Genomic DNA, 18,099 nt, shown 5'->3' with positions numbered 1-18,099 from the left:
GCGCCTGTCCCTACAGGCGTATCCGGCACATGAAACCACCGCTTCCCCGCAGACCCCGCTGGCGCAGCCTCGCGCTGTTGGCCCTGTGCCTGGCGCCGCTGCTGTGGCCGCTGGAACATCTTGCCGAGCGCTATTACCGCAGCGAACTCGCCGGGCAGAATCGCCAGACCCTCGATCTCTACGTCGCCAACCTGCTCGGCACCCTGCATCGCTATGAAGTGTTGCCGCAGATTCTCGGCGATCTGCCGGCCCTGCGCGCGGTGCTCGGTGCGCCGGACGACGGCGTGACCCAAGGCAACGCCAATCGCCTGCTGAAAAACATCGCTGCGCAGACCGGCGCTGAAGTCATGTATCTGATGGACACCTCCGGCCAGACACTGGCGGCGTCGAACTGGGACAAACGCGACAGCTTCGTCGGCCGCAACTTCGCCTTCCGCCCGTATTTCAGTGAAGCCATGGCCGGGCGCCTCGGACGCTTCTTCGGCCTCGGCACCACCTCGGCCAAGCGCGGTTATTTCTTCGCCGCGGCTGTGCGCAGCGGCGAGAAAATCATCGGCGTGCTGGTGATCAAGGTTGACCTCGACCACACGGAAAGCCTGTGGGGCAAAACCCCGGAACAACTGCTGGTGACCGACCATAACGGCGTGGTCATCCTGACGTCGCGCCCGGAATGGCGTTTCCGCTCCACTCGCGAGTTGAGCGATGCCGAGCGCGCCGCGATCACTGCGATCCAGCCCTATCCGACCCGTGAACCCCGGCCGCTGAACCTGAGCCCCGACGCCTGGCTGACGCAGACCCACGACATCGCCGAGACCGGCTGGAGCGTGAGCATCCTCGCCCCGCGCACGCTGATCGATCGTCCCGTGCGCACGGTGGTCGCGATCGGCGGCGCCACACTATTGGTGGTGATGCTGCTGGTGGGTTTGATGATGCAGCGTCGCCGGCACTATCTGGAGCGCATCGCCTTCGAAGCCAAGGCCCGCCGCGAACTGGAAGGCCGGGTGGCCGAACGTACCAGCGATCTGGAAGGTCTCAACCGGCGTTTGAAACAGGAAGTGCTCGAGCGTGAGCAGGCGCAGCAGGAGCTGGTGCGCGCTCAGGACGATCTGGTTCAGGCCGGCAAACTGTCGGCGCTGGGGACCATGTCGGCGAGTATCAGCCACGAACTCAATCAACCGCTGGCGGCGATTCGCAGCTATGCGGAAAACGCCGAAGTGCTGCTCGATCATCAGCGCACCGAAGACGCGCGCGGCAACCTCAAGCTGATCAGCGAACTGACCGGGCGCATGGCCTCGATCATCGCCCATTTGCGTGCCTTCGCCCGCCGCGATCGCCACGCACCGGAAAGCGTCGCCCTGCAACCGGCGCTGGACGATGCGCTGGCATTGCTGGCCAAACGTCGCCGCAGCATGGAAGTCGAACTGATCCGCGACTTGCCCGCAGCCACGCTGTGGGTCGAGGCCGGCGAAACCCGACTGCGCCAGGTGCTCGGCAATCTGCTGGCCAACGCCCTCGATGCGCTCACCGAAAAAGGCCCGCCGCGCAAGTTGTGGCTGAGTGCCGAAGCCACCGCCGACGGCGTCAATCTGTACATTCGCGACAATGGCCCCGGGTTCTGCATGGAAGCTCTTGGCCGCGCCAGCGAGCCCTTTTACACCACCAAGACCCGCACACAGGGTCTGGGTCTGGGACTGGCCATTTGTGAAACGCTGATGCGCGCCTTTGGTGGCGAGCTGTCGTTCGCCAACCACAAACAAGGCGGTGCCCTGATTACCCTGCGCCTGCGCGCCGGCGCGCCCGGAGTCAGCCTGCAACCGTCCGAGGATCGAAGTGCATGACCATCGACAATCGCATCCAGGTAGTGTTGATCGACGACGATCCGCACTTGCGCCAGGCTCTCGGCCAGACCCTGGACCTGGCCGGCCTGAAAATTCTGCCGCTGTCCGAAGCCAAAGGGCTGGCCGCGCAACTTGAGCGAGACTGGCCGGGGGTGGTGGTCAGCGACATCCGTATGCCGGGCATGGACGGCCTCGAACTGTTGAGCGAGTTGCATGCACAGGATCCCGAGTTGCCGGTGCTGCTGATCACCGGCCATGGCGACGTACCGCTGGCAGTGCAAGCGATGCGCGCCGGTGCTTACGATTTTCTGGAAAAGCCCTTTGCCAGCGATGCACTGCTCGACAGCGTCCGTCGCGCCCTCGCGCTACGGCGGCTGGTGCTGGACAACCGCAGCCTGCGTCTGGCCTTGAGCGACCGCAACGAATTGAGCGCGCGGCTGGTCGGCCATTCGACGCCGATGCTGCGCCTGCGTGAGCAGATCGGTGCGCTGGCGGCGACCAAGGCTGACGTGCTGATCCTCGGCGAAACCGGTGCCGGCAAAGAAGTCGTGGCCCGCGCGCTGCACGACTTGTCGAGCCGCCGCAACGGCCCGTTCGTAGCGATCAACGCCGGCGCCCTGGCGGAATCGGTGGTGGAAAGCGAACTGTTCGGTCACGAGCCCGGCGCCTTCACCGGGGCGCAGAAACGTCGCATCGGTAAATTTGAATTTGCTAATGGCGGCACGCTGTTTCTCGACGAGATCGAAAGCATGAGCATGGACGTGCAAGTGAAACTGCTGCGCATGCTGCAGGAGCGCGTTGTTGAACGCCTGGGTGGCAATCAGTTGATACCGCTGGACATCCGCGTCATCGCCGCGACCAAGGAAGACCTGCGCCAGGCGGCGGATCAGGGTCGCTTCCGCGCCGACTTGTATTACCGCCTCAACGTCGCGCCGCTGCGCATCCCGCCGCTGCGCGAAAGGGGCGAAGACGCATTGGTGCTGTTCCAGCATTACGCCGATGAAGCCAGCGCCCGCCATGGCTTGCCGCCCCATGAGCTGCAGCCGGCACACCGCGCCCTGCTGCTGCGCCACACCTGGCCGGGCAATGTACGTGAACTGCAAAATGCCGCCGAACGCTTCGCCCTCGGGCTTGAGCTGGCACTGGACAACAGCGCTGACGGCAGCGGCGGCGCGCCCGTAGAAGTGGTCAGCGGCGGCCTCAGTGAGCAAGTGGAAAACTTCGAGAAGTCGTTGATAGCCGCCGAACTGGCGCGCTCGCACAGCTCGGTGCGCAGCCTCGCCGAAGCTCTGGGTATTCCGCGCAAGACCCTGCATGACAAGCTGCGCAAACACGGTCTGAATTTCGGCGACAGCAGTCACGGGGAAGACAACGAATGAGCAGCGAAAGCGAATACCTGCAAACGGTGCTGCATCACGACATTCCGCTGACCGCCGAAATGGGCCTCGAGGTGCTTGAGTGGCGCGAGCAGCAACTGAGCCTGCACCTGCCCCTCGCGCCCAACGTCAATCACAAGAGCACCATGTTTGGCGGCAGCCTGTACTGCGCAGCGGTGCTGGCCGGTTGGGGCTGGTTGCATTTACGTTTGAAAGAAGAAGGGATTGCCGACGGACATATCGTCATTCAGGAAGGACAGATCAGTTATCCGCTGCCGGTGACGGGAGACGCCATGGCCATTTGCCCGGCGCCGGAGGCCGCGGTGTGGAAACGCTTTGTGGCGATGTATCGGCGCTATGGACGGGCGCGGCTGACGCTGGATACGCGGATACTGAATGCGGGAAGTGAGGACGAGGCGGTGAGATTTACCGGGCAGTACGTTTTGCACCGTTGAAGATCAACAGCCCCTCACCCTAGCCCTCTCCCGAGGGAGAGGGAACCGATACGGGGATGCTACAGATTTACGTCGACCTGAAACTGCTTCGCCGAATCCACAATCGACTCGATTCTCCAGGTCGATGCATAGCGCCAGACAACTCGGTCGGCTCCCTCTCCTGGGGGAGAGGGCTGGGGTGAGGGGAATTGCGGATCAGGCAGTTAGCCTCGGGCCAACTCCAACAACCGTCCGCGCCACGCAGCCTTCGCCGGCAGCGCCAGAAAGAACTCGTTCAACAGCGATTCTCGCGGCGGATAACTGAACGCTTCACCCTTCAAATCCAGCACCTCGCCCCCCGCCCCTTCCAGCACGCCCTGCGCTGCCGCCGTGTCCCACTGCGAAGTCGGCGCCAGTCGCGGATAGCAATCAGCAGCACCTTCGGCCAACAGACAGAACTTCAAGGAACTGCCGATATTGGCCAGTTGCAACTCACCAAGACTGGCGCTCAACCCGGCCAGCAAACGCTCTTGCTCGGGACTGGAATGTCGACGGCTGGCGACCACGGTAAACGCCTCGCCCGGCGCAGGCACATCGCGCACCTGAATCGCCGTCGGCGTACCGCCCTCGTCGCCACGCCAGGCTCCAAGTCCGGCGCCGCCGACATAAAAACGACCGTTGGTCGGCATCGTCACCACACCAAACACCACCCGGCCATTTTCGATCAGCGCGATGTTGACAGTGAATTCTTCGCTACCGCTGATGAACTCCTTGGTACCGTCCAGCGGATCCACCAGCCACCAGCGCTGCCAACCGGCGCGAACACTTTGCGGGATGTCGGCGTCCTCTTCGGACAGCACCGGAATGCTCGGATCCAGCGCCATCAGCCCGGCAACGATAAGGTGATGGGCGGCCAGGTCGGCGGCCGTGACCGGCGAATCATCGGACTTGGCCGTGACTTCAACGCCGGCGCGCCAGAACGGCAGAATCGCCTCGCCAGCCTGTAAAGCCAGCGCAACCACAGGTGCCATCAGCGGATGGGGAAAATTCATCGACGTCTCACTCATAGCTGAACACCCCGCGCTGGCTCAGCAGGTCGCGGGTCAGATACAGCGCAGCCAAGGCGCGGCCCTCGGAAAATTGCGGATTCTGCGCCAGTGCCGACAGTTCGCGCAGGTTGACCTTGTCGACCCGCATCGGCTCCGGCTCATCACCTTCCAGCCGCTCTTCATACAGGTCGGTGGCCAGCACCACCTGGATTTTCTGGCTCATGTAACCGGGCGACAGCGACAGCTCGGTCAGATGTTCCAGTTGACGTGCGCCATAACCGGCCTCTTCCTTGAGTTCCCGCTCAGCGGCCGCCAGCACGTCTTCGCCCGGCTCGATCAGGCCTTTGGGCAGAGACAGTTCGTACTCGTCGGTGCCGCCGCAGTATTCCTCGATCAACACTGCGTGTTCGGCATCAAGCATCGCGACGATCATCACCGCGCCGTAGCCCGCACCCTTGCCGACCAGACGCTCGTAAGTGCGCTCCACGCCATTGGAAAATCGCAGCTTGAGTTCTTCGACGCGAAACAGGCGACTGGTGGCGACGATCTCGCGGGCGAGTACGGTGGGTTTCTGGCGCATGCAAAGCTCCTTGGCGTGAACGCGCTACTATAACGCGGCTTTCCCGATTGTTTGCGTCGGATATCTTTTCACCGTTCGAGACGTTGCCATGCCTTCTTTACCGTGGTCCGACATCGATACCGTTCTGCTCGACATGGACGGCACGCTGCTGGATCTGCACTTCGACAACCATTTCTGGCTCGAACACCTGCCCCAACGCTACGCCGAACTGCACGGCATCAGCCGGGCCATGGCCGAGCTGGAATTGCAGCCGTTGTTCGAGCGCCACGCTGGCCAGTTGCAGTGGTACTGCCTGGATTTCTGGAGCGCAGAACTGAAATTGTCGGTGCGTGAACTGAAACAGGAAACTGCCCACTTGATCGCCCTGCGCGCCGATGCCGATACCTTTCTCGGCGCAATCAAACGCGCCGGCAAACGGGTGATCATGATCACCAATGCGCACCGCGATTCGCTGTCGTTGAAACTGGAACGGATTGAACTGGCAGCGTACTTCGAGCGGCTGATCAGTTCGCATGACTATGGTTATCCCAAGGAGAACCCGCAGTTCTGGGATGCCTTGCAGGCGGACATAGGTTTTGATCCGGCGCGCAGCCTGTTTATCGACGACACCTTGCCGATCCTGCGCAGTGCGCGGGATTTTGGCGTGGCGCACTTGCTGGCGGTGAAAGAACCGGACAGCCGCAAAGGGCCGAAGGACACAGCGGAGTTTGCCGCAGTCGAGGATTACCGCGATTTGATTGCAGGGCTTTGACCCCTGTAGGAGCTGCCGCAGGCTGCGATCTTTTGATCTGCTTTTTTAAAGTCCAAGTCAAAAGATCGCAGCCTTCGGCAGCTCCTACATGATTGCGTTATTTCGGAATGCGCAGTTTTTGTCCCGGATAGATCTTGTTCACATCCTTGAGCATCGGTTTGTTGGCATCGAAGATTTTCTGGTACTGGTTGGCATTGCCATAGACGCGCAGGGAGATCGCACTGAGCGTGTCACCTGCCTTGACCTCGACAAACTCGGCAGCCACGACGACCGGTCCGGTCACCGTGATCTGATCATCGACACTGCCTACGCCCGCAATGTTGCCCACCGCGAGCAGAATCTTTTCCTTCTCTTCCTGGCTCGCCACTTCACCGGTCACCGTCACCTTGTCGCCATCCACGGTCGCCTGCACGTTGGGATTGCCCAACCCGACCTTGCTGATATGTTCCTTCAACTGCTCACTCGCATTGGCATTGCCTGGGGTCAACAGATCAATCAGCTTCTCACCGGCCTCTTTCACAAAGCTCAACAGACTCATAGCGCACACTCCTTGATTTGGGTTCCAGTCGTCCAAGCCTAGACCACCCCGGCCAAACCCGGTTCCAGTCCGACCAATGACGCTGCCGCGCCGCAGGCGGTAGAATCGCCACACCCCGCCAACCGCCCGGAGCGAAGATGGACATCAAGCAACTGAAATTCCTCATCGCCCTCGACGAAACCCGCCATTTCGGCCAGGCCGCCGCGCGCTGCCACATCACCCAGCCGACCCTGTCGATGCGCTTGCGCAGCCTCGAGGAAGAACTCGACCTGCCATTGGTCAATCGCGGCCAGCGCTTCGAAGGCTTCACCGCGCCGGGCGAGCGCGTGCTGGCGTGGGCGCGCACGGTGCTGGCAGCCTATGACGGCTTGCAGGCGGAAGCGGCGGCCTGTCGCGGCAATCTGATCGGTACGCTGCGCCTGGGCGTGGTGCCGCTGTCGAGCTTCGATCCCTTGCCGCTGATGCAACGTCTGCACGCGGCGCACCCGGACCTGCGCTTCGAGCTGTCGTCGCTGAGCTCCGAGCAGGTGCTCGAACACTTGGCGAACAACCGCATCGACATTGGCGTGTCGTATCTGGAGCGTCTGGACAGCGAGCGCTTCGATTCGCTGGCCTTCAACGAGACGCGCATGGGCCTGCTCTATGACGAGCGCTCGTTCAGTTTCGGCGATGAACCCCTGAGCTGGGAATCGCTGATCGAACTGCCGCTGTGCATGCTCACCAGCGGCATGCATTTTCGCCAGTCCATCGACCACAACTTCCACAGCCGTGGCCTGACGCCGCAACCGCTGTTGCAAACCGACGCCGTGCATCAACTGCTGCAAGCAGTCCACGGCGGTTTTTGCTGCGCAATCATGCCCCTCGACGGCGGCGCGGAAACCCTCGCCGATCACCTGCGCCTGCAACCGATCGAAAATGCCCACACCCTCGCCCCGCTGGGCCTGATCATGCGCCGTGGGGCGCCGCGTTCAGCGCTGGCAGAAGCCTGTTTCGCGCTTTATCAGAAATCGTCAAAAGACGCTTGATCGACGGCATCTATCGGTAGATCGGTAATAGCGATTAGACGCGACAACTTGCCGCGCCTAGTCTTGACCTAGATCAAACCGTCGGTGATGCCATGAACGCCAAGCGCCCAGCCTGCGCGGCGCCAGCAATTGAAACGCCCGCGCCAGCCGCCAGCCAGACCTACAGCTACAGCGATCTACCCTTTGAGGCATCGGCCAGCACCGCGCTGGCCGAGGAAGTCGCGTTGGCGATCGCCTACAACGGCATCAGCCAGGCGGTGATGCTGGTGACCCCGACCGATCTGGAAGACTTCATTGTCGGCTTCAGCCTCGGCAGCGGCATCATCGAAGACGCCAGCGATATCTACGATCTGCAACTGACAGGCGCAGGCTCGGCGCAATACGCGCAAGTGACCATTGCCAACCGCGCGTTCTGGAACCTCAAACAGCAGCGTCGGCAGTTGGCCGGCACCAGCGGCTGCGGACTGTGCGGCGTCGAAGCGGTCGAACAGGCACTGCCTGATCTCAAGGTATTGCCGGGCGCAGCCTTGCCACCGATCGAATGGCTCGACGGTTTGCGCCAGCGCATCGGCGCGTTCCAGCCGCTCGGTCAGCACTGCGGCGCGGTGCACGCGGCGGTGTTCATGAACGCCAGTGGTGAACTGCTGCTCGGTCGTGAAGACATCGGTCGGCATAACGCGCTGGACAAGCTGATCGGCGGACTGATCCGCCAGAAGATATCCACAGAGGGCGGGCTGGCGATCGTCACCAGCCGTTGCAGCCTCGAATTGATCCAGAAAGTCTTGCGTGCCGGCATCCAGACCCTGGTCAGCCTGTCGGCGCCTACCGGCCTGGCCGTGCAATGGGCCCGGCGCCACAACCTCAATCTCATCCACCTGCCGCAGAAAAGTGCGCCGCGGGTGTACAGCCCCGCGATGGAGAATCAAGCGTGAGCCAACATCATCAAGCCGACCAGAAACCTGTCCCGCGCTACAAGCCTTACAAAGGTGCCGCCGGCGGCTGGGGCGCCCTGATCAGTGTGGCCCAGGCGTGGCTGACCAGCGACAACGCCCTGAAAAACCTGCGCATGATGCTCAAGACCAACCAGAACGGCGGCTTCGACTGCCCGGGTTGCGCTTGGGGTGATTCGCCGGAGAGCGGCATGGTCAAGTTCTGCGAGAACGGCGCCAAAGCGGTGAACTGGGAAGCGACCAAGCGTCGCGTCGACGCGAAATTCTTCGCCAAGCACAGCGTCACTTCCCTGTTGGAACAAAGCGATTATTGGCTGGAATATCAGGGTCGCCTGACCGAGCCGATGGTCTACGACGCCGAGTCCGATCGCTACAAGCCGATCAGTTGGGAAGATGCCTTCGCTCTGATCGGCAAGCACCTGCGCAACCTGCCAAGCCCGGATCAGGCTGAGTTCTACACCTCGGGGCGCGCCAGCAACGAAGCGGCGTATCTGTATCAACTGTTCGTGCGGGCTTACGGCACCAACAATTTCCCTGACTGTTCGAACATGTGCCACGAGGCCAGCGGCGTGGCGTTGGCGCAGAGTGTCGGCGTCGGCAAAGGCACAGTGACCTTCGACGACTTCGAACACGCCGACGCGATTTTCGTCTGGGGCCAGAACCCTGGCACCAACCATCCGCGCATGCTCGAACCGTTGCGTGAAGCGGTGAAACGCGGCGCCCAGGTGGTGTGCATCAATCCGCTGAAAGAGCGCGGTCTGGAGCGCTTCCAGCATCCACAGCACCCGATCGAAATGCTCACCAACGGCGACAAGCCGACCAACACTGCGTACTTCCGCCCGGCACTCGGCGGTGACATGGCGGTGCTGCGCGGCATGGCCAAGTTCCTTCTGCAATGGGAACGCGATGCGCAGAAGGCGGGCGAGCCGGCGGTGTTCGACCATGACTTCCTCAATGCTCACAGCGCCAACGTGCTGGAGTACCTCGCCACGGTCGACGATACCTCGTGGGAGCAGATCGTCGAGCAATCGGGCCTGACCCTGGTCGAGATCGAGCAAGCAGCGCGCATGTACGCCAAAGGCAAGAACGTGATCATGTGCTGGGCCATGGGCATCACCCAGCACCGTCATTCGGTGCCGACCATTCAGGAAATCGCCAATCTGATGCTGCTGCGCGGCAATATCGGCAAACCTGGCGCCGGTCTGTGCCCGGTGCGTGGTCACAGCAACGTGCAGGGCGACCGCACCATGGGCATCAACGAGCGTCCACCGGTGGCGTTCCTCGACTCGCTGGAGCGTCGCTTCCAGTTCAAGGTGCCGCGTCATAACGGTCACAACGTGGTCGAGGCAATCCATGCGATGGCCGAAGGTCGCGCCAAGGTGTTCATCGGCTTGGGCGGCAACTTCGCCCAAGCCACGCCGGACAGCTCACGCACCTTCGAAGCGCTGAGCAACTGTGACCTGACTGTGCAGATCAGCACCAAACTCAACCGCAGCCACCTCGCTCACGGTAAAGACGCGCTGATCCTGCCGTGCCTGGGCCGTACCGACATCGACATCCAGACCGAAGGCCCGCAAGCGGTGACTGTGGAAGACTCGTTCAGCATGGTCCACGCTTCCAACGGCCAGTTGCAGCCGCTGTCGAACCAGATGCGCTCGGAGCCGTCGATCATCGCCGGCATCGCTGCCGCGACGTTGGGCAGCCAACCGGTGGACTGGAACTGGCTGGTAGCCGATTACGCGCGCATTCGCGAACTGATCGCCGACACCATCCCGAGTTTCAAAGACTTCAACGACAAGATCAAAAACCCGGGCGGCTTCTATCTGGGCAACTCGGCTGGCGCCCGCAAGTGGAACACGCCATCGGGCCGTGCCAATTTCCGCGCCAACCAGTTGCCGAAAGATCTGGTTCACGAACGCACCCGTGCCACTGGGCAGGTGCCGGATCTGATCCTGCAATCGATGCGTTCCCACGATCAGTACAACACGACGATCTATGGTCTCGACGACCGCTACCGTGGCGTTAAGGGCCAGCGTGACGTGCTGTTCGCCAACGAGGCCGACATCATTCGCCTGGGCTTCCGTCCGGGGCAGAAGGCCGACATCGTGTCGATCTGGGACGACGGTCGCGAGCGTCGGGTGAAAGGTTTTACATTGTTGGCGTTCGATATTCCTGCGGGGCAGGCGGCGGCGTACTATCCGGAGGTCAATCCGCTGGTGCCGCTGGAAAGTACGGGGGATGGCAGCCACACGCCGACGTCGAAGTTCATTGCGATCCGGCTGGAAGCGGCGAGTGAGACTGGGTTGATCATGGCTAAATCCGCTTAACCGCGGAGCCAGATCCGGCCCCTTCGCGAGCAGGCTCGCTCCCACACTTGGAATGCATTTCAAAGGTGGGAGCGAGCCTGCTCGCGAAGGCGATCGACCTGTCAACAGATCTGCCGTGGCGAAGATTTTCGACCGCCCACAAAAAAGGCCGTTTCTGCATGAAAACGGCCTGTCCGAAGTAGCTAAAGACCGGCGAAAATCGGTTAAGTTCCGGTGAAAAAACAGTAACTTGCATTATTGTATACAAGTCGTGTTATTCGTCGGATTTTGATTGTCACGCCCAATGCAGAGCCTCAGGATCGGCGCCGTCATCCCTTTGAGGCTCATCCTCTATGAAGTTCTCCTCGATTCTCTTGTTGTCCCTTGGCCTGGTCAGTGGCTTCGCTTCTGCCGGAGGCACCACCGAAGCAGGTGTGGGCGGCGCATTGGGCGGGGTTCTTGGCTCGGTCGTCGGTCAATCGTTAGGCGGCAATACAGGTTCCACCATCGGCGCAGCCTTGGGCGGCGCGGGTGGTAGTGCGGTCGGCGCAGACAAGCGCAGCCGTGGCGAAGCGGCCATCGGCGGTGCACTGGGTGCAGCCGGCGGTAACGTGGTTGGCCGTAGTCTCGGCGGCACCACCGGCAGCCTGATCGGCTCCGCCGCTGGTGGCGGCGCAGGTGGCGCACTGGGTAACTACATGGGCAACAAGAGTGACGACGATGATCGTCGTTACGACCGTCGCCATGATGACCGTCGCTACTACCGCGACCGTGGTCATCCAGGTCGCGGCCATGCCTACGGCCACCGCAAGCATCACAAGTACTATCGCCACCACTAAGGCGAAGGCTTGAACAAAAAATCGCAGCTTTTGGGCTGCGATTTTTTTGCGCGTCTAGACCACCAGCCGCTCCAGCGCCCCGCGCAAACCGGCAGGAATCGGCACCGGCTGATTGCTCGCCCGATCGACAAACACATGCACGAACCGCCCCGCCGCACACGCCTCGCTTCCGCCAACCTTGAACACAGCCAGTTCGTATTGCACCGAACTCTTGCCCAGCTTGCCGACCCGCAGTCCGATCTCGATCAGATCGGGGAAAGCGATCGAGGCAAAGTAATCGCAGGCCGAACTCACCACGAATCCCACCACTTCGCCGTCATGAATATCCAGGCCACCGACCTGAATCAGGTAGGTATTCACCGCCGTGTCGAAGAAGCTGTAGTAGGTAACGTTGTTGACGTGACCGTAGGCGTCGTTGTCATGCCAGCGTGTGGTGATGGGCTGGAAGTGGGGGTAGTCGCAGCGTTGATTCATGCAGGGTTCTCGCATTCTCTTAATTGAATTTGATCGTGATGACGAACACTTTACCTGTGGGAGCGAGCCTGCTCGCGAAGGCGTCAGCACAGCCGACTGGTGTCAGCGATCAGCAAACCCCTTCCCCTGCGCCGCCAGTTCGCCAATCAACCGCGCCGGCTTCCACTGATCGCCCTGGCGTGTCTCCAGCGCCAGCAAGCGCTGATGAATATCCGCTAGCCCCTGCCGATCCGCCCACGCCATCGGCCCACCCTTATCCGCTGGAAAACCATAGCCGTTCAAGTACACCAGATCGATGTCATGGGCCGAGCCGGCAATGCCTTCCTGCAAAATCTTCGCGCCTTCGTTGACCAGAGCCAGCAAACAGCGCTCAAGGATTTCTTCGGGACCGATGTCGCGACGCTGGAAACCCAGCTCTTCGCTGACCCGCAGTACCAATGCATCGACCTCAGGATCATGCTCGGCCTGGCGACTGCCCGGCTCATAATGATAATAACCGTTACCGGACTTCTGCCCGAACCGGCCCATCTCGCACAGGCGGTTATCCACCTGAACTTCGGGCGCATCCTGCCCCTTGCCAGCTAGCTCTCGAGCACGCCATTCCAGATCGATGCCAACCACGTCGTACATGCGAAACGGCCCCATGGCGAAGCCGAAGCCTTGCAGCGCGGTATCCACCTGCTGTGGATAAGCGCCTTCGAGAAGCATCTTGCGCGCTTCCAGTACATACGGATGCAGCATGCGGTTGCCGATAAAACCGTGGCAGTTGCCCGACACCACACTGACCTTGCCCATGCGCTTGCCGAGTGCCAGCGCGGCCTCCAGCGCCGCTGGCGAGGTCTGCGCACCGCGCACGATTTCCAGCAATTTCATGATGTGCGCGGGGCTGAAGAAATGCAGACCCAGCACCTGTTCCGGGCGCCGGGTCGCAGCCGCGATGGCGTCGATGTCCAGCGCCGAGGTGTTGCTCGCCAGCAAAGCCTCGGGCTTGAGCAAGCCATCCAGCTCGCGAAAGATCTTCTGCTTCAGTTCAAGGTTTTCGTACACCGCTTCGATCACCAGATCGACATTGCGAATCGATGCGTAATCCGCCGCTGCTGATACGCGAGCCATTCGCGCATCCGCTTCGGCCTGATCGATGCGGCCCTGACGCACGTTGTGTGCATAAGTTTCGGCGACCGTCGTCAGCGCCTGCTCAAGCATCTGTGGATTGTTGTCCACCCACTGCACGCTCACGCCGGCATTGGCCAGGCACATGACGATGCCACGGCCCATGGTGCCCGCACCGATCACCGCAGCTTGCTGGATTTCGAAGGATGTCTGGCTCATGTTGTTCTCTTGTGGGTGGCCCGAAGACAGATTCCAACCTTAGTCAGGCAACGGCGGTTTTTGAAGTTTATTAGCGTGATGATCGACATTCAGCGGATGGATGGAGGCTCTGCCTTGATGACACTTGAAGTAGGAGCTGCCGAAGGCTGCGATCTTTTGATCTTGAAAAAATCAACATCAAAAGATCGCAGCCTTCGGCAGCTCCTACAGGGGTCAAAGGTGCTCTTGCGCCCACTCGCGGACCTGCGCGTAGGGGTATTCTTCCAACGCAGCAAAACCCGGTATCGCCCGCGCCTTGAGTTTGGTGAACAACGGCACGCTGATTCCGCACAGGAACCGCGTCAGACGTTCGGCCGATGGAATACGCCCCGTTTGCTGCTCATGCCTGTGGATAAATTCACCACACAACTTCGCGAAGTTTTTATCCACAAGCGGCGGCAATGGCGGCGGCTCCGGCAACCGCGCGATCTGGCCGTGACATACCGAACAATGGCCACAACGCTCGGGGGCATTGTGGTCACCGAAATACTCGGCCAGGCGATAACCCAGGCAGCGTTCGGTGGCGAACACCTCAAGCATGGCGTGAATCCGCGCCACTTCAGTCTGTTCGTGGCGGGTGAAATACTCGTGCAGCTCAGCGCTCAGGGCATCGCTGGCGAAATCACTGTGCAGCAGGCTGTAGACCTCGGTCATCTGCTTGCTCTCCAGCTCGACCCAGCCCTTTTCCTGAAAGTAATCCAGCGCTGTCACCACGCGATTGCGCTCGGCGGAATACTGCGAATACATCGCCTCGAAATCTACTGTGGCCCAGGTGCGTGCTCGCGTGGACGTCCTGATGATCGCCGCAACGAAATCCCTGCGCTCGCCTTCGAAGCGCTGGAGCAATGCTTCAGGCTCAAGCAGATATTTGAAGCGGTATTCAGCGTAATAAGCGTAGCGCGGCGCGATCAGGCCTCGCAGTTCCAGCTGCACCAGCAAAGTCTTCAACGGCAACGAGCGAATGTTGCTCTGATCCGCCAATGGCCCAAGCAAAAACTCCCATTGTCCGTCCGGCACTGAGGCTTTGAGCTCTTCGAGCACATAATGAATCCCGTCGCGTTCGGGCGTATCACCGTAGACGAAGTTTTCCAGCACATTGAGGCTGTCGCGGTTGGCCAGTACCAGGCAGTCGGAGGGCTGCCCGTCACGCCCGGCGCGGCCGATTTCCTGGCTGTAGTTTTCGATGGATTTGGGCAGATCGAAATGCACCACGTTGCGGATGTCGCTCTTGTCGATGCCCATGCCGAAGGCAATGGTGGCGACAATGCAATTGGACTGCCCGGCCATGAAGCGGCGTTGAATGTCTTCACGCTGATCGTGGGGCAAACCTGCGTGGTATGCCTCGGCCTGGATTCCGTTGCGTTGAAGATGCTCGGCGATGTGCTCGGCGGTCTTCTGCAACGTCACGTAGACAATGCTCGGTTGCCCGGGACGCTCGGTCATCCATTCGACCAGACGCCGGCGTTTGTCCTGACCGCGTACAGGCTCGACCAGCAAATTGAGGTTGGGCCGATAGAAACCAGTGGTCACTACATCGTCCGGAGCGATGGCGAATTTGGCCTGCATGTCGGCGATGACTTTTGGTGTCGCCGTGGCGGTGAGCAGCAAAGCCTGCGGAATGTTGAACTGACGCTGGTAGTCGGGGAGTTTCAGATAGTCCGGCCGGAAGTTGTGGCCCCATTCGGAAATGCAGTGCGCCTCGTCGACCACCAGCAACGAGATCGGCACCTGCTGCAGGAAATTGCGGAAGCGCTCGTTCTTCAAGCGCTCGACGGAGATCATCAGAATTTTCAGCTCGCCCGAACGTGCACGGGCCATGACGTCGTTGGCATCCTCGCGGCTCTGCGCCGAATCGATACTGCCTGCCGAGATGCCGCGGGACTTGAGAAACGCCAGTTGATCCTGCATCAACGCCAGCAACGGCGAGACCACCAATGTCAGGTGTGGCAGTAAAAGTGCCGGCAGTTGGTAGCAAAGCGATTTGCCGGAGCCGGTGGGAAAGATCGCCGCCGCGGATCGCCCCGCCAGCACCGCGCTGACAGCGGCCTCCTGACCGGGGCGAAACTGTGGATAACCAAAAACCTGTTCCAGGGTGTGGTGCATTTGCTGTCACTCCTTTGACTGCTGCCATGCCCAAAGCCTAGCGGGCGATTGCAGCGAGTCGAGAAAAGGTCGGGGGTGAATCGATACTGAATGATACATGGGAAGCGAAAACCAAGCGTTTAACAATCGAAGCGCCTCGACATACTTTCGAAAAGCTCAGCTACATATATAACAAACTTCACATTACAAACGCAGACACAACAGCGCCCTTTATTTTTAACACCACCTAAAACTAAATTGACTGCTCTTATACATAAGCAAGAGCAACGAAATGACAACTTTAACAATATTTTTCTGCGGCACCGGCTCCAACAAATTTGATGACAAACATAAAAGCTTCTGGGACGGCGAAATCGTTTCTACGCTCGCTGCACACCACAGCGGACGCGAATTTGCCGAGTGGATCGTCGTCGATGGCCCTGGCAGCGGCAATATGCAAGCCGACGACCTGTTCACCAAGACCTCTGAATACGGCCTGTCCGGCACGCTGTTCGGCAAAGGCTGGGATGAAAACGTGCAGCACGCTGTGAACATTATCAAAGGCAAATGCGACTGGCAGCGTAAACAACTGACCGAGTTAGAATATAACCGTCTGAAAGCCGCAGGCATTCCTATTGAAGATGTGAAAGTGGAAGGCTCCTGGTTCTGGCGCCAGTATAACTATGGCGATCGGAGTATCACGCAACAGAAGTTGCAGGAACAGATCATCAAGACTTTCCGCAAGAACGGCGTTATTCCCGCGCGAGTCAATCTGGTCGGCTGGAGCCGTGGCGGTATCAGTTGCCACATGCTCGCCAATGCGATGTTCCAGGACGCTGCACTCAAACATATTCCGGTGAATATATTTGCGATTGATCCAGTCCCGGGCATCGGCAACTTCCAGGAAAACCGCGTCAAACTTCAATCCAACGTCAAGGAATACATCGCCTTCTATGCCCGCGACGAGCGCTCAAAAGGCTTCAGCTGCGTGATCCCGCAAACCGCTACCGGCACCAAAACCTCGATCTATCCAATGGCCGGTCGCCACGCCACCCTCGCCGGCAACGCCACGGCCCTCGGCGGCGATCCCACCAACAGCAGCGACCTCAATGCGCTGATCGAGCCCGGCCGCATCGTTCGCCATCTGGCGGAAACCTGCCTCAAGCGTTGGGGCGTGCCACTGAGCAAAACGCTCAACCTGAGCGATGCCGACCTACTGCGCTTCACCGGCACCATCGTCAGCGACGAAGCCCGCTACAAGAAGATGCACAGCCAGTCCTACACCTATTTCACCGAACAGGACAAAGGCGAGCGCTATGTCTCGCTGGGCAGCAAAGGCGTGCCGTTCTCGGCAGTCAAAGGCACGATCTACCGGCCGGCAACAGGACTGACCACAAGCCTGCTGGATATTTCTGGCTACCAACATTTGCGTTGAAAAGCGTTTAAGAATCGGTAGCAACGTCTGGCGAATTGTTCGTCCCGTTCCTACTTCACGCAATGCCTTGTCGGCTATCGCGAGCGGGTGGTGCGAACCTATAGTCGTGGGTGTCGCTGCTTTGGCAGCGACACCCACATCACCCACGCCCTGTACCTGCTGACACAGGACGGCTGGGACCTGCTGCAAGTCAGATGCCCCCGGCCAAGTAACAAACGAAACATCATCGCTGCACACGCCGTGTCCAGCACCAGGAGTCAAAATTTGCAAACTACTATTGATTGCGTACGATGGGAGCCATTACTCAGCGAAGGGCTCGCATTTATGGCCAGCACTGAAATCATCGATCACAGCGCCCTCGTTCGCTTGGTCGAAAACGGTTCTGTGAGCGGCACAATTATCGTCGCGAAACCAGGAGGCTGGTCGGTCGAGATTCGGCAAGGCAGCCGCAAATGCGCGCTGACAGCACAACGCAGTGGTCAGGTGCGCCTGTTCAAGAGGCTGGAGACGCTTGTGACCTATCTGCAGGGCTTGGGCATCAGCCAATTCAACGTGGATGCCTCCGGCTATGACCCGCTGCAACTGAAAACCTACGCCAGGCCTGATCGCTCTGAAGCGTTGAAACAAGCCCATGAAGCGGCCGCTTATGAGGAATGGTTCAAGCGACAGGTGCAGATCAGCATCGATGATCCAAGGCCAAGTATCAGCGATGAAGATGCTCGCCGAATATTCGCCGCCAAGCGTGATGCCCTGCGTCAACGAGGGCGCTGATGAGGTTGGTCTGGCGCCCGGAAGCGCTTGCTGACCGAGACCGGATAATGGACCGAATCGGTCAGGACAACCCAGACGCTGCTGCGGATCTCGATGAAATGTTCGAATCAAAAGGGGAAATAGCAAGACAGCGCCCAACCTTGTACCGAAAGGGCAGGGTCCTCGGAACACGTGAAATCGTTGCGGCCGCCAACTACGTCATCGTCTACGCAATCAAAAAAGACCGGGTGGAAGTGCTGCGTGTCATGCATGCACGGCAGCAATGGCCTTAATTAGAGGATCA

General features: G+C 60.3%; 17 protein-coding genes. 11 read left to right on the top strand and 6 right to left on the bottom strand.

Annotated features, from left to right (window positions below):
* The first annotated feature begins 29 nt into the window (after positions 1–29).
* Genes AB4O45_RS14670 through AB4O45_RS14660 form a run of 3 tightly spaced genes read left to right on the top strand, consistent with a single transcriptional unit; the run spans position 30 to position 3,669 of the window.
* The gene (locus AB4O45_RS14670) at positions 30–1,838 is read left to right on the top strand and encodes a sensor histidine kinase (protein WP_150637936.1); all 1,809 of its coding nucleotides are present in this window, start codon (positions 30–32) and stop codon (positions 1,836–1,838) included.
* Complete coding sequence (locus tag AB4O45_RS14665) at positions 1,835–3,217, top strand: sigma-54-dependent transcriptional regulator (RefSeq protein ID WP_041477494.1); 1,383 nt, start codon at positions 1,835–1,837, stop codon at positions 3,215–3,217. Before AB4O45_RS14670 ends, AB4O45_RS14665 begins: the two co-directional genes overlap by 4 nt.
* A complete protein-coding gene (locus AB4O45_RS14660) occupies positions 3,214–3,669 on the top strand; it encodes a thioesterase domain-containing protein (protein WP_056787139.1) in 456 nt (151 codons plus the stop codon). The genes AB4O45_RS14665 and AB4O45_RS14660 overlap by 4 nt, the downstream gene beginning before the upstream one ends.
* Positions 3,670–3,872: 203 nt before the next feature.
* Here AB4O45_RS14660 and cysQ read toward each other — a convergent pair whose 3' ends face one another.
* Positions 3,873–4,700 (bottom strand): 3'(2'),5'-bisphosphate nucleotidase CysQ, encoded by an 828-nt coding sequence (gene cysQ / locus AB4O45_RS14655; protein ID WP_252880129.1) that lies wholly within the window; start codon positions 4,698–4,700, stop codon positions 3,873–3,875.
* Positions 4,701–4,707: 7 nt separating this feature from the next.
* Positions 4,708–5,277, bottom strand: a complete 570-nt coding sequence (gene nudE, locus AB4O45_RS14650; RefSeq protein WP_016772166.1) for an ADP compounds hydrolase NudE — start codon at positions 5,275–5,277, stop codon at positions 4,708–4,710.
* A gap of 88 nt (positions 5,278–5,365) precedes the next feature.
* On the opposite strand from nudE, the gene yrfG reads away from it, so the two are divergent.
* The gene (yrfG, locus tag AB4O45_RS14645) at positions 5,366–6,028 is read left to right on the top strand and encodes a GMP/IMP nucleotidase (protein ID WP_310219380.1); all 663 of its coding nucleotides are present in this window, start codon (positions 5,366–5,368) and stop codon (positions 6,026–6,028) included.
* Positions 6,029–6,125: 97 nt separating this feature from the next.
* Here yrfG and lysM read toward each other — a convergent pair whose 3' ends face one another.
* A complete protein-coding gene (lysM, locus tag AB4O45_RS14640) occupies positions 6,126–6,566 on the bottom strand; it encodes a peptidoglycan-binding protein LysM (protein ID WP_123585632.1) in 441 nt (146 codons plus the stop codon).
* A 137-nt stretch (positions 6,567–6,703) separates the two neighbouring features.
* Here lysM and AB4O45_RS14635 point away from each other — a divergent pair, with 137 nt between their 5' ends.
* The 4 genes from AB4O45_RS14635 (at position 6,704) to AB4O45_RS14620 (ending at position 11,686) form a co-directional block, all read left to right on the top strand.
* Complete coding sequence (locus AB4O45_RS14635; RefSeq protein ID WP_252868618.1) at positions 6,704–7,591, top strand: LysR family transcriptional regulator; 888 nt, start codon at positions 6,704–6,706, stop codon at positions 7,589–7,591.
* A gap of 92 nt (positions 7,592–7,683) precedes the next feature.
* Positions 7,684–8,523, top strand: a complete 840-nt coding sequence (fdhD, locus tag AB4O45_RS14630) for a formate dehydrogenase accessory sulfurtransferase FdhD (protein WP_016772170.1) — start codon at positions 7,684–7,686, stop codon at positions 8,521–8,523.
* Complete coding sequence (locus AB4O45_RS14625) at positions 8,520–10,868, top strand: FdhF/YdeP family oxidoreductase (RefSeq protein ID WP_460160232.1); 2,349 nt, start codon at positions 8,520–8,522, stop codon at positions 10,866–10,868. Before fdhD ends, AB4O45_RS14625 begins: the two co-directional genes overlap by 4 nt.
* Positions 10,869–11,200: 332 nt before the next feature.
* Positions 11,201–11,686, top strand: a complete 486-nt coding sequence (locus AB4O45_RS14620; RefSeq protein WP_039756448.1) for a glycine zipper domain-containing protein — start codon at positions 11,201–11,203, stop codon at positions 11,684–11,686.
* 54 nt (positions 11,687–11,740) lie between these two features.
* Here AB4O45_RS14620 and AB4O45_RS14615 read toward each other — a convergent pair whose 3' ends face one another.
* The 3 genes from AB4O45_RS14615 to AB4O45_RS14605 all read right to left on the bottom strand — a co-directional run bounded on the left by AB4O45_RS14615 (position 11,741) and on the right by AB4O45_RS14605 (position 15,631).
* A complete protein-coding gene (locus AB4O45_RS14615; RefSeq protein ID WP_457264672.1) occupies positions 11,741–12,160 on the bottom strand; it encodes an acyl-CoA thioesterase in 420 nt (139 codons plus the stop codon).
* A 102-nt stretch (positions 12,161–12,262) separates the two neighbouring features.
* Positions 12,263–13,489: a 3-hydroxyacyl-CoA dehydrogenase gene (locus AB4O45_RS14610; protein WP_252877248.1), complete on the bottom strand. Its 1,227-nt coding sequence runs from the start codon at positions 13,487–13,489 to the stop codon at positions 12,263–12,265.
* 213 nt (positions 13,490–13,702) lie between these two features.
* Positions 13,703–15,631: a RecQ family ATP-dependent DNA helicase gene (locus AB4O45_RS14605; RefSeq protein WP_252877247.1), complete on the bottom strand. Its 1,929-nt coding sequence runs from the start codon at positions 15,629–15,631 to the stop codon at positions 13,703–13,705.
* 271 nt (positions 15,632–15,902) lie between these two features.
* Here AB4O45_RS14605 and AB4O45_RS14600 point away from each other — a divergent pair, with 271 nt between their 5' ends.
* From AB4O45_RS14600 to AB4O45_RS14590, 3 genes are all read left to right on the top strand, one after another.
* A complete protein-coding gene (locus tag AB4O45_RS14600; protein ID WP_095181095.1) occupies positions 15,903–17,045 on the top strand; it encodes a lipase family protein in 1,143 nt (380 codons plus the stop codon).
* A gap of 264 nt (positions 17,046–17,309) precedes the next feature.
* Positions 17,310–17,816, top strand: coding sequence for an antitoxin PaaA2 family protein (locus AB4O45_RS14595; protein ID WP_460161507.1), 507 nt, complete (start codon positions 17,310–17,312; stop codon positions 17,814–17,816).
* Positions 17,816–18,088, top strand: coding sequence for a type II toxin-antitoxin system RelE/ParE family toxin (locus tag AB4O45_RS14590; RefSeq protein WP_056787114.1), 273 nt, complete (start codon positions 17,816–17,818; stop codon positions 18,086–18,088). Before AB4O45_RS14595 ends, AB4O45_RS14590 begins: the two co-directional genes overlap by 1 nt.
* The last annotated feature ends 11 nt before the right edge of the window (positions 18,089–18,099 follow it).

The sequence above is a fragment of the Pseudomonas sp. S2_B10 genome, from assembly GCF_054668425.1.
The sequence above is the reverse complement of the archived record's forward strand: the minus strand, read 5'-3'. Positions and strand labels throughout refer to the sequence as shown.